Here is a 15,760-nt window from a genome sequence, read left to right on the forward strand (position 1 = left end):
CCTATTCCAACTCAAAGCGCAGTGACAGCTTCATGTTCTGCTCCGTGCGGATGACCGCAAAATCAAGGGCATAAAAGGTTAGCAGGCGTCCACGATGAGCTTTATGCTGCAATTCCTGGATTTCCGGGGCCAGCAGCTTATTGTCAAAGACAATCCTTAACGCAGCTTGATCCGAAGAGAGGATGACTGCGTCTTCTTCAATCCGCGGCTTCAGCGGGGTAATAAATCTTTCCGTAACAGATTCCGGCAGAGAGGCAAACTGATAGCTGTCCTCCAGCATAAGTACAGGCTGACTTGTTTTGGTCCATGTGAACCGGCGTTTCAGCTGCAGCAAACTGTTATCCGCATAGACCTGGGCCAGGTCAAGCGAGAAGGTTTCCGTCTGCTCCCCGCTCTCCAGCTGAACATCGGCTGCCCGGTGCAACGCGCCCGGTGACTGAGCCATTCCGTTGATGATAGGAACAGAGTGGCCGAAACTTGCATTACACAGAATATTGTAGCGTTCCGGGCCGAAATATCCGCTGGTATATTGTCCAGACCCCATATCTGCTAACAATGTCGTCCCCTCGGCAAAAAGGATGAAATTGCCGACATCGTTATGATTATGCGGCTCATCGTTGTGCCCGCCCTTGGCGGCAAATACAAACCGCCGTCCCTGCGATTCATGCCGGGAAATTAGCCACTGCGCTTCCGGCAGGTAGTAGGAAGCCGGTCTCCAGGGCTGTCCCTCCGTTTCCCCATGCTGCCAGATCAGATTGCGCAACGACGAAGCCCAGCGGTAGCAATGATCCTCCATGTAAGCGGCCTCATAACTGCGCGAGGGTATATCAACCTCTTCAAACCGGGCGTGCAGATAATGGGACAAGCCCATAAACACGCCTGCTACTGTCCGGGTATCGGAGAAGCTCACGGTATGGCACCCATCTAGAAATGCTTTTTGCTGAAACATGGCAATTTGCCGGATTTTAGGTTCTGCCAGCAAATCGAGTGCTCCACCGGTCCGGGTCTTTAGCAGATCCGCAAAATAAACATAAAATCCGAATCCGTATTGCCAATAACCATACCCCTCCGTGCACGCGCCGTCCTCAGGGTAGCCTGACAGAAAGCTGTCCATCGCGGGAAGTACACGGGCCAGCACGACCGCCGTATCCTCGGCATTGTCCAGCATATACAAGGCTGCGGCTCCGACAGAACCTGCGCAGACGGCCGCCCAATTATGCTTGGATTCTTCCCAAAAGTAGCTGCGCTCGGTGAACGGAATCAGCACACGCTGAAGCACCTCAGAGATGACCCGTTTACGTACTAACTGCGGCAGATTATCCCCGTGCAGATGCAGTAATTCCGCGAGTGCAAAAGCGGTTTCAGCCGAGAATAGGTCTATAGCGGCTGCCGGAACTTCTTTGCCCGCTGCAACCGAACCTTCGGGAAGCACGGGATCACTCTCCGCCTCACTGCCAAGATGTGCCGGAACGCACCAGGTATACTCATCGCAGACTGCCCATAAGGTATCGCACAGCGCATCACGGAGCACAAGGTTATCCGGCTCCAGCCATGCCAGCAGCCCAAAGGTTCTCAGCCGGTTTCTCCTGTTGAAATAGGCCGTCTCATACTCCATCCGGGTGCCTCTTTCGAAATAAATTCGAAATAAAGTATAGGATAGCTCTGGAATCGCTGTCGCCAGCAGCGCTTCCCCCTCCGCCCGGATCTCTGCCAGCATGGGCTGCAATGCCGGCGAGCCGAGCACCTTTTGCCTCAGCATCTCCGGATAATCAGCCAGATACAGCTTGGACGATTCCGTACGCAGCAGCATTTGTCTTATTTCCTTGGTTTCGAGCATTATTAACCCTCCTGATCAGTCCATCCCTCATATCACCCAATCGAATACTTCTGTCGTATTGAGTTATTTCCCCTCCTAGTTTACCTTTATAGTAATGCAAGTTCTTTGCGATTAATGTTTGATTTCTTGCGAATATTGCTGTATATGGAGGCCGTTAACATTATGAAACATTCCCAATATTATGAGAAAATTGCCGCGCCCTTGTTGGCGGGAATCGGAAATTCACCCTTATCGCCTACAAAAGATTTTCACATTCATGACCATTATGAAATTTTCCTCTTTCTGAACGGAACAGTGAACGGCTTCGTGGACCAGTATTGCTATCCGCTGCAAAGAGGCTCTGTGCTGGTATTCAATAATCAAGAAATCCATAAAATCATCAATTTGTCACCGGGACCCTATGAGCGGGTAACCATCCATTTCAAAGCAGAGCTGGTGTACCCCTTCTGTACCGCGGAGACGAATCTCCTGGCCTGCTTCCAGAACCATCAACCGGGCAAGCAGAACATTTCCCAGATGGACGAACCCCAATTGAATGAATATATGCGGCTGGCTTCCCGGCTGATTGATGCGTTAAACCACCCGCAGTATGGCAGCGATGTGCTCGCCCTGACCTATCTTGTGCAGTTGCTGGTATTCATCAATGGTCTCTACAACAAGTCACATTCCCCGGTTCCCAGCATTATTTCCGCCTTGATTGAATCGGCAATCCATTATATCGACAACCATCTGCACACCAGCCTTTCGCTGGAGCAGGTTTCCAGTGAGCTGGCCGTTGATAAATACTATTTAAGCCACCTGTTCAAACAACAAACCGGCGGCACCCTTTACCGCTATGTACTGCTAAAAAAAATAGCTTTGGCCAAGCAGCTGCTGGCTGGAGGGAAATCAGTATCCGAGACCTGCTACCTGGCCGGTTTTAACGATTATGCCAATTTCATTCGCACCTTTAAGAATATCGCCGGAGTTTCTCCCGGAAAATATAGCAGAAGCACCTGAGAAATCGGCCTGTCTAGCTGAAGTCTGTTAAAATACAAATCTATTAACATTCCCATATAAACCTTTTGAGGAGGAACTATGATTGAAATGCGGAAAATTATTTTCGTTCCGCAGCATTAGACTAATGACTCTGGCTTGCGTCCTCATCCTCTCCCCTCTCACTCCCTCAGAAGCAGGCAGCAGCGGCAGGCACCTCAGTCAAAGGTTTTTATGTAAGCGGTTCTAAATTGTACAATGCGACCACTAGCCGTTACCCCGCACAAGAACGGCATCCTCATATCCGTGCATTCGGCCTTAAAATGTGACTTTCTATCCCCATTACTGAAGTAATCCTATAGCGGTGGCCCATTCGGCCTTTGCCTGTAAGACGGGCAGGGTCCGAAGGACTGCCGCTTTTCTATTGTAGTTCGACTGTAGGCTTGTAAAGACTTATTATTCCTGTCGAATTTCATCAGCGGCTGATTTCAAATAGGCTATTAGATCAGCCACCTTATTCGCGACAGCTAATTCCGCCTGCGAAAGTCCAATTATATTAATCGTGCATGCTTCTGTTAGAGATTCACATGTATTATCGATCACGGAAAGCACATTTTGACGCAGCTCAGAGCCTGCCGACTTCACGATCGGCTCTTGAACCAATTGATAGCCGCCCCGAACCGGATTGGCATAATGCCCCCCGCTATTACGCACAAGATCGCGTATTGCCCCTGTATACATGCCAGTAGTAAAATTCGCACTATTGGAAGAATGCCGTTCAACATAACTTCGCATTTCTTCAATGCCATGTATCGCACCATCTTGAAGCAATTGTTTAATATAATATCTGATTTCCTCAGCGTTTGAGCTAAATTGTTCTCCACTCATTCTGATCAACTCCTACTTTTATAAATTGCACAGTCCTATATTCGCTTTAAGTATACAAGTAAAAAAGTATGCATACAATCAAAAACTTCTGAACTTTAGAAGTTTTAATAAAAAAGACTAAACTACGTTCTCTACAAGTGGAAACGGCTTTGCCGTCCTCAAAAGGACGGTATCCGTTTCAGCGAGAAATAGAAGGATAATTTATAGCGTGAAACATATAAATTCTTATCTTTTAAAAAATAAACCTTGATTTCTCAAGGTTTTCACACGTAGGCCGGGGATAAAGTGATTATAATTCTTAAAGCTTGTAGCGTTCGTAGTAGTCTTCTGCTTGAATCTCAAGTGTTGCATAATCGGTAATCCCATTTTTCTTGAAGAAGTTGTCATATGCTAACTCGTCTGTAAATCTGTTTTTTGTTTTGAATTTAAAATAGCTGAAAATTTCCTCACAAGATCCTGAAAGTTCTTCCCCATACTTGCGGTTCTTATTGTAGCTTTTGAGGCCTTCTATTATCTGTGTAGCCTCATTCCGGTTAAACGGCTTTCCTGTGAGATACATCTGAATCTTGGACACCGCTGTTGTGCCAGCCTGACTTCCATCGTATTTCATAATGAACAGCACCTCTCCTACCTTCGTATATTTTGCTTTCCTTCTAGCATTCAGAAGCTTCTTATCCTCATACTAACCCACAAAGAACTAACTGTCAAGAAGTTCAGAAGTTCTAACGTTTAAGTCTCAAACATTAATAGAATGATCATCCGAAGTACAAATACCCCAATCTATGGAGCTTTATGTAAATAAATATCCTCATTACACCGAAAAGGGCCACGACGAATGCTGTGGAAATTGATATATTTAAAGTTGGTAACGATGTAACAAGTGGTTAGCCAACAGGCAAGATAAAGCGTCTCACCTATCAGGTTTTTAATTCAAATATAAATGGAGGCCTCTAATATGTACAAAGAACTAGATAACCTTTTATCCGCTGATACATCAGTAGATTCGTGGTACGATGTTGGCTGTGTCATTGCAAGCGAGATGCTTTCGGAGTTTAATTCAAGTGATTGGGTTGAATTATCTAATCAAGTACAAAATAAACCTATAGAGTGGCAGAGAAAATTAGCGTATTGTTTGGATAATGAATGCAATGTAAATGAATTCAACATTTTATTATCATTACTCAGTAAGAATGATGAGGAATTATTCGAAATATGTATTGACACACTAAGAAGTTTTACAAATCAAGAAATTAAGAAAATGATATTAGATAACCCAAGTATACTCCAACGAATAAATGACTCATTACACACTGCTAGCTTACCAGTAAAGAAAATGCTCCAAGATTTCCTTTCGAAAATCCATTTGTGATTTTGTGGATTAGATGTTAATTACGTAGTAGGCCTTGAGATAGCCACGTCCTAGGGGATTAGAACAAATGCGGTTGGCGAAATAAAACTGTATACCTGTTTTAGATGGTGAGCTGCCTGAAGGTTTTATATCAATCGCTAGTGATCCAGGAGGAAATGAGATTTGTATTGGAATTAGTGAGAACTACTTTGGAAAATATATTTTTGGATGCATGATATGGAGTCAGATGAAGAAATGGAAAACATGATTTTTTTAAAAAACAGTTTCAACGATTTTTTTGATAACCTATATTAGGGATTGGTTCTAACCAACAAAGCCATAATGCGAGATAGCCGCCCGTACTATGGTGTTTTATCGCTTAGCCCAAGCAGACTTAACTCAAATAATATCAGTATAAGAAATCTTCCATTTTACTTGCAAGCATAATTACACTAGCAACTTCTCCCCCTATCTGAGAACTGCATGGAAATCGAAATGGCCCTTGTCCCTCTCGTAAGCTGAACCTGCCTGATCCCAAAACATATGATCCTGACGCCCATGTCCCCTCTTCCCCGAAACACATTTAACCCATGTAGTAATCAGGGAGAGTACTTGGGCTAGGCTTAAGAGACGAGCAAAAAGACTGGTGTTAGTTGAAAAAACATACATGAGCACATGGGCGGACGGTCCATTGTAAACGGAACAGGAGGAGATTGGTTTGGAAATGCAAAGCAATCAAGAAGTTTTAACAGAAGCTAGACTTCAAGTTTTTGAGCGAATCATTGGAGTGCAACTTCCTAACCATTATCGAGATTTTTTATTGAGATACAATGGGGGCTATCCTAAACCATACTACTTCATCATTTCTGAGGGGCAAGGTAAGGGTATGGTAAATATTTTCTATGGCATTGGAGGAATGTATGATAATTTAGACAAAAAAATAGATATTTTTGACGATATACTTAATGCTTTTTACCAATTGCAGATGATTCTGGTGGAAATCAAATCTGCATAGGTCTTACTGAGAAGTGTTTCGGAAATATTTATTTTTGGACTCATGACGAAGACACTGAAGATATGGGCAACATGTATTTTATTTCTGAGAATTTCAAGGTTTTTTTAGAAAATTTATATGACTGATTTAGCCCGAAAACCTACAAATACCGAGAAATAGAACTGGTATCCTTAAGGAGTGGCAAAATGGAAGAAAACATTATAAATCAGTTTGTACTACATAAAAAGTGGGTTGAGTCCATAGGTAAAGAAGGCGAAGTGTTAAAATTAGATGAAGTGGATTTAAGAGATTTTGACTTAACCGATAAATTTGTTGATCAAGCATATTTAACTGAGTGCATTTTTGATGGTCTAAAATTGGAAAATATCGATTTTCATGCATCGCTGTTATGCTCATCAACTTTTAAAAATGCGTATTTGGATAAATGCGATTTTTATAAATCAGATCTTGGATATACAGATTTCTCTAATTGCGTCATTAAAAACAGCAGATTTAGTAAAGGTGATTGCTGGGAAGCAATATTTAGAAATGCATATTTAGAGAATTGTAATTTGATTAATGTATTTTTCTACTTAACTGATTTTAGTAATGCCAGACTAGAAAATGTAGATATAAGTGTAGCCACATTTGAAGAAACATTATTAACCGGAGTGACACTGAAAAATATTATAGGTTTAGAAGAAGCTTATTTTAGAAGCATTAATATTGGTACATTGGAGAAACCTATATTGTTGAAATCAGAACAAGCAAAGGAATGGGTGCTAGAAAAATGCGAAATAAGTGAATAAGTAAGTGCCGCTGTCAATGAACTTGTACGTTAGAAATTATTGATTCGTCTACTGATCTGCCTGATGGATTAAAACCTTAGAGGAGGCTAACATGGAAAAAGAAGGAGCCGTATCTTTGTGGGTAGGCAATGTTCAATCTTCCGAGGAATTGGATAGGCTGCTTACTGTGTCTTATACGGATGAAGGAGATTTTATTCCATCGATCTTTGCTAAACACTTTGGGATTCGTAGATATGATGATGCTGTAAGAGAAGCAGAATATTATGAAGAAGCTAGTAATAATCTGAATCAATTACTTGAAGGATTCTCTTATGATGATGAGATTGTTTTGAGATTTACTGCCTTAGTGCAGGAAGGTTTGACGGATAATTTTAATGCAGTAGTTTTACTATATAATTTTAAGTATACTGAGGAACTTCTTGAAGTTACCATTCAATCGAATTATCTCAGATTCTTGGGTGCGGTAGAGTATCAATAGTGGGGGCTACCCGGTGACGAATGAATTCATCCTCCCCCCGTTCCGCATGATGCCGCTCACCCCCGACGTAGTTCAATCAGCTTATTCACAAACATTGGCCCTCTGCAAATTAATAATGTCATTAATATGGAAATCATCAAACTTCTCCAACAACAGAGTAAAATTATTATTCCTCAGAAAGTTCATTTCCTCCAAAAAAATAGGAAAAGCAACTAGAAACTGAATTTCTTTATCGGGCGTTTTTAGTGTGAAAAAATCAGGGTTCTCGTTTATAGGTGGTAACAGCATAAATCCGACATATGGGTTTTTGTTGCTTAATAACTGTGGAGGATCACCATTTGGAATGCTGTCACCGTAACAAAACCAATTTTGATGATCAAATATGAACTTCCCAAGTTTCCGTAACCAGCCGAAAGGCCAATACCATTCAAAATCTTGAATGTCAGTTTTTCGTACAGGCCAATCTGAGGGTAAATACATTATTAATTCTGTGTATTGCCACTCTTCATATCCTACCTCAACATTGGAAGAATAGTTGCTCATTCCAGAAGTAACTATGGTGTGATAGTTTCTATTGGTGTTTGCCTCAAATACTATTAAATCAATATTTATGCTTTGCATGAAACCTTCCATGTTTACAAAACTAGGTTCTCCAATATTCTCACGTAAATGATTTATTAGCTCACCCGATGCAAAGTCATCCTTTTTAACCATATGTACCTCCGGAGGTTTGAACCTAATATTAAAAAATTAAAACATTTCCTTCTGGCCACTTTCCTTTCCAGCCACATGGAAGATGACCTGTTTCATATACATCAAACATTTTGAAATAAAAACCAGGAGCAACGAGATCGCTGTAGGCATATTCCATCAACACGCAAAGAAGATCCCATTCCACACTCTCATATACACTATAATTGATGTTATTAGCAGAAACATAAGATTTGAGTTCGTTAAGTACACCTTTTTGGAGTACAGCTTTCGCTTCTAAAGTAATCGTATTCCATTCTCTATATTCATTTCTCCAACGTTCATGTAAGGTACCCGTTAGATTATTTCTTATTTCTAGTTTCAGATTGTCCCATTTCCCGTTTATCCCTTTCTGAGCTTTTGTCCAACTATCAACAATTATGATATTACCTTCAAAATAAGGCTCCCTTATCTCTTTACCACAATTCTCGAACCAGCGAACTTTTGCAACTCTTTCATCATAAAAATCTTTTATTGATTTCACAACTTCGCCTCTTTCTCTTTTCCCCAGTTTGTCTCACATTTTTTTTCGTATGTTATAAAACCCTCAGTCGAAAACCTTTTTTCAAGGACCCTGCTAGCCTCGTATTTACTGCAATCCTTTTCCATATAAATTTCATCTTGTAAAAATAATATGAATATAGAACTGGATGCATCATTATTCGCCAAATAGAAACCCAATAATTCGTTGTATTGAGTGCTAAAATATTTTGAGTTTAATTTTTTTCTTACATTCTCGATTGCACTGTTCGATTTGAATGGAGGCCATGGGTCGCTCGATAGGCGCAATGCAATATAGATTAGGTTTAAAATAGAGTCAATCTTAAATAGAGGCCCACTAAAGTAATAAACAATGTAGGAATCGTCAATATAATTCCGGTCTTAAAATACGTGCCCCAGGAGATTCTCACACCTTTGGCCGAGAGCACATGCAGCCACAGCAGCGTGGCCAGTGATCCGATCGGTGTAATCTTCGGCCCTAGATCTGAACCGATGACATTGGCATATATCAAAGCTTCCTTAATGATTCCGGAGGTATGAGTGGCGTCGATAGCCAGTGCGTCAATCATGACCGTAGGCAGGTTATTCATCACCGATGAAATGACCGCCGCTATAAAGCCCATCCCCATTGTGGCAGCGAATACCCCCTGATCCGCAACAACCTGAATCAAATCCGCTAGTATATCCATTAACCCGGCATTCCGCAATCCATACACAACTACATACATCCCGACAGAAAAGAACACGATCGCCCACGGTGCGCCCTTAACTACTTCCATCGTTGAAATAGCAGAGCTTCTTCTGGCCATGAGCAGGAAAAAGATCGCAATAATCCCGGCCACCACAGAAACCGGAATGTTCAGGAATTCACTGACGAAGTATCCAACGAGCAGAATCGCAAGCACAAGCCAGGACAGTTTGAACATTTTTGGGTCTTTGATCGCCTCTTGCGGATGTTTAAGCTCTGAGCTGTCGAAGTTACGCGGGATGCTTTTACGGAAGAAGAGGTACAGCACCAGGGTACTTGCTGCCAAAGAAAACAGTGTAGGTATCAGCATATGCCCTGCATAGTCCATGAAGCTGATTCCGAAGTAGTCTGCCGATACGATATTGACCAGATTGCTTACCACCAGCGGCAATGAGGTCGTATCCGCAATAAAGCCGCTGGCGATGATGAAGGGAAAGACCTTTTTCTCATCAAAATTCAGCGCACGGACCATGGCCAGGACAATAGGCGTCAGAATAAGCGCCGCTCCGTCATTGGCAAAAAACGCGGCGACCACCGCACCCAGAAGAGTGACATAGATGAACATCCGGGTTCCGTTTCCCCGTGCAGCTCTCGCCATATGCAGGGCGGCCCATTCAAAGATCCCAACCTTATCAAGGATTAAGGAAATCAGAATAATCGCAACAAACGCCAGTGTAGCATTCCACACGATTAAAGTGACATCGAGAACATCGTTAAAGCTGACTACACCTGCCAGCAAAGCGAGAATCGCACCGCCGCAAGCCGACCAGCCGATCGACAGGTTCCTGGGCTGCCAAATAACAAAAACCAATGTAAGCAAAAATATAAGAATTGCAAGTATTACCAAGTCTGACCCTCCCGTTTATGTATGATCTCTATTTAGTCACAGCAGACAGCACCAGATACCTTGTTGAGTCCTGCCAGAATTTCTTTGGAATCCGGAGTATACTCAAGAATAGCCTGAATATGCGGCTTGTCTTTGATATTCAGGGAATAATGAACCCATTGCCCTCTTTTCTGTTCCTTGACCAGTCCTTTGCTTTTCAGTTTGCGTAAGTGCTGACTGATCGCCGGCTGTGAAATATCAAAGAGTTCAACGAATTCACAGACACACCACTCCCGGTCTTTCAATAACGAAAGCATAGAGAGACGTGTTTTGTCACCCAGCAGCTTCAGATCATCCACTAGTTCATTTAGAACATCCATGCAGGTTTCTCCTTTCTAATATATAAGTCATTACTTATATTCTAAAACGCTATTTAGAATTAAGCAACCCCGGTCCGGACAGGACATCACAAATACTCCTCCGTAGCGCTTGAGGCTGCACAAGCGCTGCTGAGGAGTAAGATCATCTATTTGCAATTTAAGTTGATATACAGGTTATTACGCGACGGCACATGGAAGTTCGAATACAAAGCAGCTTCCCTGTCCACACGAATCCTTAAGCCATACTCTCCCGTTCATCAATTCGGCAACCGCCTACGAATTGAGTCTTTATTCCCAGTTTCTGTTGTCATTGATTTCCTTCTTCCGATTGAAGGCGTCCTCCAGATTAATGTCCAGTTTGTTAGCTAAATCAAAGATGTTCCACACCACATCATACATCTCATAACCAAGATTCTCTTTCTTCTCGGCATCGGGATGAAAGGATACGGACAGTACCTCTTGCGACAACTCACCAACCTCAGTCATCAAGTACAACATCCGCTGCTCAATGGTACTCCTGTCAAAACCTTTCACTTCACTGAATTCTCTCACATACTGTTGGAACTCCGCTGTGTTCATTCCCCTGCTCCTCACCTTTGTTCAAATAATAACCTTCAATTATTCCTCAAATATAATATATACCATTTATCCCGCAGAACAAAAGTTTGCAACAAGCAACAAGGACATGACAATGCTAGCGGCTGATAGGTGATTTTTGGCATTAGACAACCTAAAATAAGCATATTTAGTTACATAAACCCTGAAGAGACGGTGATCAATCCATGACCCATAACCAAGAATTCAAAGTCTATATCATAACCTCCGGCGATATCCTGCGCTTCTTTGTCATCGAAATTATCCTCGGGACTGTAACCTATTCTATAGCGTTGAAGCTTTTCCACAATGTACTCTTGGCAAGTGCCGGAGGATGGGCTGGTACGGAAGGAATCAAGCGGCTGAACACTTTACGGAAGTTCCTGTACCGCTAAGAGCAAGCTGAAACAATATCATGCAAAAAACCTAAAACAGCAGAAAATATCAAAATCAATTATTTCCTTTCTTGTAAAGTAAAACAGGAAAGGTAAGGTGACTATTTTGAAAAAAACCACAGCGTATTATAAAACCTTTGAAGGAGACAGTTATCAAATTGGCGTATTGCTTGGTAAATGGGCGTTGTCCAAACCGGAAATGCTCAAAGCTATGTTGCTCCCTCCAAAAGTGTACCCTCAAAAGAAATTACAGGAAATCACTGAACTACTGGATCAATATTGCAGCGGTATTAATGAAGAAATACAAGGATTCGCAGATACCGTTGGTATTGAACGCGGCCAAGCATTGTTTTATGCTATGACCTATTTAGAACGCGGATGCAGCTTATTTGCGGCAATGCCTGCCAAAACTCAGGACGGACATACTATCCTTGCGAGAAATTATGAGTTCTCCGATGTGATGGAGGAGCTTTGCTTTGCCTATACTCAACCAGCTGGTAAATACAAGCATCTCGGCTCTATGATTAACCTGTTTGGCCGCGGTGATGGGATGAATGAATGTGGCCTTGCCGTTGCCCAAGCCTCCTGCGGAATGCCTGTAGGTAATTTTGAGGGCGGAAAGAAGGCGGAAGTAAGCGGACTGCAGTTCTGGGCTGTCATTCGCGGAATTTTGGAAAATTGCCAAAACGTTAAGGAAGCAATTAATTATTGCATGGAGGTTCCCATCGGGTATAATATGAATTTGATGCTTGCCGATAAAAGTGGTGAAATCGCCTTGTTTGAATGCATTGATGGACACAAAGCGAATAAGTTGCTGGATGGCCAAACAGAGGAAACTTTTTTAAGTGCTACCAATCACGCAGTACTCACTGAGCTAAAGTCCTTTGAGAAAGTGATCCTAGAAAATTCCATGATTAGAAACGACCTTATTGTCGACTTTAGCCACGCAAGGGAAAAATTCACGAAAACAGATATAAAACAATTGCTATCTTCGCCCTATCCAAATGGGTTATGCTGCCACTACTACGGAGACTTTTTCGGCACACTGCGTTCTATGATTTTTGATGTAACAGCAGGACAGGTGGAAATGACCTTTGGTTCCCCACAGCAGAATGATTGGCAGTTGTTTACTTTCGCTTTACAGAAGGATATGGAATTTTCCGTACAGCTTCCTTACGAACAGACACCAAAAAGCTTTTATAATATTTTATAATATGAGAAAGAGAGGCTGCTATGGACTATAGGGTGCAACTGGAAAAAGCATTGATATTTATTGAAAACAATCTAAATAACACTATCTCCGTTACCGACGTTGCTAAAGCAGCCTCCTATTCGTATTATCATTTCCATCGTTTTTTTCAAGCAATGATGGGAGAAACCGTAGGAAGTTATATACGCTCCAGAAGACTGACACAGGCCGCTAAGGAATTGCTTTATACTAATAAAAGAATTTTAGATATTGCGGTTTCTTTGCAGTTTGAATCCCATGAAGCTTTCAGCCGGGCCTTTAAATCCCAGTATCATTTGACACCGAATCAATACCGCAAAAACCGTGTAGAGACCATCCTTGGCAGCCGCAGGGAAATCACTAAACCTGAAATACAGCATCGGTGTAATTCTATTACGCTGCGGCCGCAAATTGTCGATGTTGAACCCAAACAGCTCGTTGGCATACGATTTCAAACTAGTGTTGCAAACAATCAAAGCGTTAGTAAGTGGGAATATTTCCAGTCCCGGGTTCATGAAATCCCTCATGCGCTTCCTGATTCCTGCCGTTATGGCATCTTTGAGTCTGCACAGGGCTGTACATTTACTTCGTTCAGTGAGCAGAGCCAAACAAGCGAATTTATCGGAATAGAAGTAAATGATACAAGCCTTGCTCCAGATAAAATGTGTTATAAAAAATTTCCCGGAGGAAAATACGCTCGATTCACACACACTGGAAAGACACACTCATTATTTCAAAGCTATCAGTATATCTGGGGAACTTGGCTGTCTGCAAGTGATGTAGAACTGGCTGCCAGGGATGATTTCGAATGCTATTCTGAACGGTTTCTAGGCACGGATAACCCCGAATCTCAGATTGATATTTATTTTCCGATTAAATAATGAATCAGTGTCCATCTATCCCGGGGATTCATCATGAATTCTGATGCGATGGCTACGACCAGATCTTTTTCTGGAATACAGCAAATGACATTGCCGCCATCTCCCATAGCTAAGTATGCGGAAACTCCATCCTCTTGGCGTAACCACCATAGGTAGCCGTACTTATTAGGGTTCATTGCTGTGGATTCGCGGGTCCATGCACCCGAAACAACCTCATGTTCGTCCCAAATGCCACCGTTCAGATATAGGAGACCAAAACGTGCCATATCACGGGGATTTAGCGTAAGTCCCCATCCTCCTGTGGAGTTGCCGTTCGGATCTGTAACCCACCCCTTCACATTTTCCCCGAATAGATCCTCAAAGCCGAACGATTTCATTTCATAATCCGGAATTTCTTTCATCCCGACGGGTTTAAATAAACGTTCATTGGCAAACTCACGGGCACTTTTCCCTGTGCTGCGGGTGAGGATGGCGGAAAGCAGATGCGCTCCTGCGGTGGAATACTTAAAGGTTCCAATACTACCTTGTTGGCCGAGCAGATCCAAAGTGTATTTTACCCAGTCAGACTGCATGCACAGCTTGTCGAGCGGTTCTTGCCAGTCCTCAAATGAATAGGGAGCCGTCATCGTGAGAAGATGGCGTATGCTGACTTCTTGTTTCTGCTTATCAGCACCTTGAGCATATTCAGGGAAAAAATCGAGCACCTTCTGGTCTACATTGCGAATATATCCTGCATCTATGGCAATACCAACGAGGGCAGATATGACACTTTTCGTTACAGAGGCAACATGGTGCGTATCCTCCGGGCCATAGCCATTATAATAGCTTTCATAAGCCATGTATCCGTTTCTCACAACAACAATACCGTTTATATTGCTGTACTCCGATTTAATGATTGGATCAAGCGCTGTAAGCTTCTCAGAATCCTTCCTCAAGGTTGCCGGGTCTGGGGCTTGCAGCCATTCTGAAGTGGGCCAGTAGTTTCTTTGCATGATAGACACCTCTCTACAAGACGTTTTTAAATTTTCTTTACAGGAAAATATATCTCGGTAACGTGATCCTCAGGACCAGTGCCTTGATAAGGGTCGGTTACATAAATTTCATAGGGTGATTTCACCATTACATAGCCCTCATTCTCTATCCATTCCCTCAGCTTGGCATAGACCGAAGTCAATTCTGAATACGCTCCCTTTAAAACAGACTTTGCACAAAGGCCTCCAGGCAGATTACGCGTTCCGTTTACCGTTTCTTTTACCGGGATGGCAAACTCGATATCATTACCGGCCGGATTGTATTCAGCGCTGTGATAAATTGTCATGGGTGTACCCAGCGAGGTAAGTTTTTCAATCGCAAGCTTCTCATATAACCTGCTAAAATACTTTCCGTATCCAAAAGCATAGTCATCCCTGCTCATCATCTGACGCATATAAAGCATATTCATTGGCCGGGTTTCAACAAGCTGCACTTCGATATCGTCCATATAGGACATAATCGGCAGGCCCTTCTCTACATTTAGAAGATCATTGCTAATTTGTTGCAGGGTTTGTTCAAAAGCTTTCAGCTTGTCCTGTATTTCTCGTTTCTTACGATCCAGGGCAGAACGAAGCTTCTCATCGGATTGATCTTCTTCCCAGTCCAGAAGAGCTTTGATTTCTTCCAGAGAAAAATGATAGGATTTCAAACGGTTGATAAACAGCATCTTTTTAAGCTGCCTGATAGAGTAATACCTATAGCCATTTTCCGGATTAATCCCATCAGGTTTAATTAATCCCATTTCATCATAATATCGGAGCGTTTTTGTAGATACTTCGCATATCTTCGAGAAGTCTCCAATCGACAGCAAGCCGTTCCCTCCATTCCTTGTATTTGTATCCACTATGCACCTTCCCCTAAGGGCAAAGTCAACTACAAAAATAGTAAAGGTGCAGAGACCGGAATTAACGGCTTCTGCACCTTGTCAGTTTGAAATATTGCTTGTACCAGAGGTACATGCCGGGGCTGTCTCCCTGAATCCGCAGGAATTTGCACATCATGTGAAATGCAACCTTTTGGCTACTGGGAAATTGTCTCCCTTCCCAGTCCTACCGTGAGTCCAGCCGCTGAAAGTCCTTCGACAGTAAAATTATTA

General features: G+C 42.6%; 19 protein-coding genes and 1 pseudogene. 9 read left to right on the plus strand and 11 right to left on the minus strand.

Translation table 11 applies throughout. The annotated features are described in order from the left end of the window. Position 1 precedes the first annotated feature (1 nt). Entirely contained in the window at positions 2 to 1,837 is a 1,836-nt protein-coding gene (locus NST99_RS24105; RefSeq protein ID WP_341094952.1) for a heparinase II/III family protein, read from the minus strand. Positions 1,838 to 1,999: 162 nt separating this feature from the next. On the opposite strand from NST99_RS24105, the gene NST99_RS24110 reads away from it, so the two are divergent. Then, positions 2,000 to 2,836: an AraC family transcriptional regulator gene (locus NST99_RS24110; RefSeq protein ID WP_341094953.1), complete on the plus strand. Its 837-nt coding sequence runs from the start codon at positions 2,000 to 2,002 to the stop codon at positions 2,834 to 2,836. A gap of 432 nt (positions 2,837 to 3,268) precedes the next feature. Here the strand turns inward: NST99_RS24110 and NST99_RS24115 are convergent, their stop codons facing one another. Then, positions 3,269 to 3,700, minus strand: coding sequence for a hypothetical protein (locus tag NST99_RS24115; protein ID WP_341094957.1), 432 nt, complete (start codon positions 3,698 to 3,700; stop codon positions 3,269 to 3,271). A 298-nt stretch (positions 3,701 to 3,998) separates the two neighbouring features. Then, complete coding sequence (locus NST99_RS24120) at positions 3,999 to 4,310, minus strand: hypothetical protein (protein WP_341094959.1); 312 nt, start codon at positions 4,308 to 4,310, stop codon at positions 3,999 to 4,001. A gap of 345 nt (positions 4,311 to 4,655) precedes the next feature. On the opposite strand from NST99_RS24120, the gene NST99_RS24125 reads away from it, so the two are divergent. The 5 genes from NST99_RS24125 to NST99_RS24145 all read left to right on the plus strand — a co-directional run bounded on the left by NST99_RS24125 (position 4,656) and on the right by NST99_RS24145 (position 7,329). Next, the gene (locus tag NST99_RS24125; RefSeq protein ID WP_341094960.1) at positions 4,656 to 5,069 is read left to right on the plus strand and encodes a hypothetical protein; all 414 of its coding nucleotides are present in this window, start codon (positions 4,656 to 4,658) and stop codon (positions 5,067 to 5,069) included. A gap of 703 nt (positions 5,070 to 5,772) precedes the next feature. Continuing rightward, positions 5,773 to 6,063: an SMI1/KNR4 family protein gene (locus NST99_RS24130; RefSeq protein ID WP_341097739.1), complete on the plus strand. Its 291-nt coding sequence runs from the start codon at positions 5,773 to 5,775 to the stop codon at positions 6,061 to 6,063. Further along, positions 6,060 to 6,188 carry a hypothetical protein gene (locus NST99_RS24135; RefSeq protein ID WP_341097740.1) on the plus strand — a complete coding sequence of 43 codons (129 nt, stop codon included), beginning with the start codon at positions 6,060 to 6,062 and terminating at the stop codon, positions 6,186 to 6,188. Before NST99_RS24130 ends, NST99_RS24135 begins: the two co-directional genes overlap by 4 nt. Before the next feature lie 60 nt (positions 6,189 to 6,248). Beyond that, complete coding sequence (locus tag NST99_RS24140; RefSeq protein WP_341094962.1) at positions 6,249 to 6,851, plus strand: pentapeptide repeat-containing protein; 603 nt, start codon at positions 6,249 to 6,251, stop codon at positions 6,849 to 6,851. Positions 6,852 to 6,942: 91 nt separating this feature from the next. After that, positions 6,943 to 7,329: an immunity 22 family protein gene (locus tag NST99_RS24145; protein ID WP_341094964.1), complete on the plus strand. Its 387-nt coding sequence runs from the start codon at positions 6,943 to 6,945 to the stop codon at positions 7,327 to 7,329. An 81-nt stretch (positions 7,330 to 7,410) separates the two neighbouring features. Here NST99_RS24145 and NST99_RS24150 read toward each other — a convergent pair whose 3' ends face one another. The 6 genes and pseudogenes from NST99_RS24150 to NST99_RS24175 form a co-directional block, all read right to left on the minus strand. Continuing rightward, a complete protein-coding gene (locus NST99_RS24150; RefSeq protein ID WP_341094966.1) occupies positions 7,411 to 8,043 on the minus strand; it encodes a suppressor of fused domain protein in 633 nt (210 codons plus the stop codon). A 28-nt stretch (positions 8,044 to 8,071) separates the two neighbouring features. Next, complete coding sequence (locus tag NST99_RS24155) at positions 8,072 to 8,563, minus strand: hypothetical protein (protein ID WP_341094967.1); 492 nt, start codon at positions 8,561 to 8,563, stop codon at positions 8,072 to 8,074. Then, positions 8,560 to 8,787: pseudogene (locus NST99_RS24160) on the minus strand (hypothetical protein); the annotation flags it as partial. The gene NST99_RS24155 and the pseudogene NST99_RS24160, both read right to left, overlap by 4 nt. Positions 8,788 to 8,885: 98 nt before the next feature. Further along, positions 8,886 to 10,175 (minus strand): arsenic transporter, encoded by a 1,290-nt coding sequence (locus NST99_RS24165; protein WP_341094969.1) that lies wholly within the window; start codon positions 10,173 to 10,175, stop codon positions 8,886 to 8,888. 32 nt (positions 10,176 to 10,207) lie between these two features. Next, complete coding sequence (locus NST99_RS24170) at positions 10,208 to 10,534, minus strand: ArsR/SmtB family transcription factor (protein WP_341094971.1); 327 nt, start codon at positions 10,532 to 10,534, stop codon at positions 10,208 to 10,210. 288 nt (positions 10,535 to 10,822) lie between these two features. Then, the gene (locus NST99_RS24175) at positions 10,823 to 11,113 is read right to left on the minus strand and encodes a MazG-like family protein (RefSeq protein WP_038595156.1); all 291 of its coding nucleotides are present in this window, start codon (positions 11,111 to 11,113) and stop codon (positions 10,823 to 10,825) included. Positions 11,114 to 11,316: 203 nt separating this feature from the next. On the opposite strand from NST99_RS24175, the gene NST99_RS24180 reads away from it, so the two are divergent. From NST99_RS24180 to NST99_RS24190, 3 genes are all read left to right on the plus strand, one after another. Beyond that, positions 11,317 to 11,523 (plus strand): hypothetical protein, encoded by a 207-nt coding sequence (locus tag NST99_RS24180; RefSeq protein WP_341094973.1) that lies wholly within the window; start codon positions 11,317 to 11,319, stop codon positions 11,521 to 11,523. A 97-nt stretch (positions 11,524 to 11,620) separates the two neighbouring features. Continuing rightward, entirely contained in the window at positions 11,621 to 12,736 is a 1,116-nt protein-coding gene (locus NST99_RS24185; RefSeq protein ID WP_341094975.1) for a C45 family peptidase, read from the plus strand. Between the two features lie 32 nt (positions 12,737 to 12,768). After that, a complete protein-coding gene (locus tag NST99_RS24190; protein ID WP_341094976.1) occupies positions 12,769 to 13,632 on the plus strand; it encodes an effector binding domain-containing protein in 864 nt (287 codons plus the stop codon). Here NST99_RS24190 and NST99_RS24195 read toward each other — a convergent pair. Together NST99_RS24195 and NST99_RS24200 are read right to left on the minus strand one after the other, a co-directional pair. After that, complete coding sequence (locus NST99_RS24195) at positions 13,614 to 14,624, minus strand: serine hydrolase domain-containing protein (protein ID WP_341094978.1); 1,011 nt, start codon at positions 14,622 to 14,624, stop codon at positions 13,614 to 13,616. The two genes, NST99_RS24190 and NST99_RS24195, sit on opposite strands and share 19 nt — an antisense overlap. Positions 14,625 to 14,650: 26 nt before the next feature. Beyond that, complete coding sequence (locus tag NST99_RS24200) at positions 14,651 to 15,475, minus strand: MerR family transcriptional regulator (RefSeq protein WP_341097741.1); 825 nt, start codon at positions 15,473 to 15,475, stop codon at positions 14,651 to 14,653. Between the last annotated feature and the right edge of the window lie 285 nt (positions 15,476 to 15,760).

The organism is Paenibacillus sp. FSL L8-0470, assembly GCF_038008625.1.
Taxonomy (GTDB): domain Bacteria; phylum Bacillota; class Bacilli; order Paenibacillales; family Paenibacillaceae; genus Paenibacillus_AQ.

Coding starts and splice junctions, on each gene's coding strand:
- NST99_RS24180 (WP_341094973.1), top strand. CDS start 11,317: ATGACCCATAACCAAGAATTCAAAGTCTATATCATAACCTCCGGCGAT.
- NST99_RS24105 (WP_341094952.1), bottom strand. CDS start 1,837: ATGCTCGAAACCAAGGAAATAAGACAAATGCTGCTGCGTACGGAATCG.
- NST99_RS24115 (WP_341094957.1), bottom strand. CDS start 3,700: ATGAGTGGAGAACAATTTAGCTCAAACGCTGAGGAAATCAGATATTAT.
- NST99_RS24130 (WP_341097739.1), top strand. CDS start 5,773: ATGCAAAGCAATCAAGAAGTTTTAACAGAAGCTAGACTTCAAGTTTTT.
- NST99_RS24120 (WP_341094959.1), bottom strand. CDS start 4,310: ATGAAATACGATGGAAGTCAGGCTGGCACAACAGCGGTGTCCAAGATT.
- NST99_RS24150 (WP_341094966.1), bottom strand. CDS start 8,043: ATGGTTAAAAAGGATGACTTTGCATCGGGTGAGCTAATAAATCATTTA.
- NST99_RS24170 (WP_341094971.1), bottom strand. CDS start 10,534: ATGGATGTTCTAAATGAACTAGTGGATGATCTGAAGCTGCTGGGTGAC.
- NST99_RS24195 (WP_341094978.1), bottom strand. CDS start 14,624: ATGCAAAGAAACTACTGGCCCACTTCAGAATGGCTGCAAGCCCCAGAC.
- NST99_RS24140 (WP_341094962.1), top strand. CDS start 6,249: ATGGAAGAAAACATTATAAATCAGTTTGTACTACATAAAAAGTGGGTT.
- NST99_RS24175 (WP_038595156.1), bottom strand. CDS start 11,113: ATGAACACAGCGGAGTTCCAACAGTATGTGAGAGAATTCAGTGAAGTG.
- NST99_RS24145 (WP_341094964.1), top strand. CDS start 6,943: ATGGAAAAAGAAGGAGCCGTATCTTTGTGGGTAGGCAATGTTCAATCT.
- NST99_RS24125 (WP_341094960.1), top strand. CDS start 4,656: ATGTACAAAGAACTAGATAACCTTTTATCCGCTGATACATCAGTAGAT.
- NST99_RS24110 (WP_341094953.1), top strand. CDS start 2,000: ATGAAACATTCCCAATATTATGAGAAAATTGCCGCGCCCTTGTTGGCG.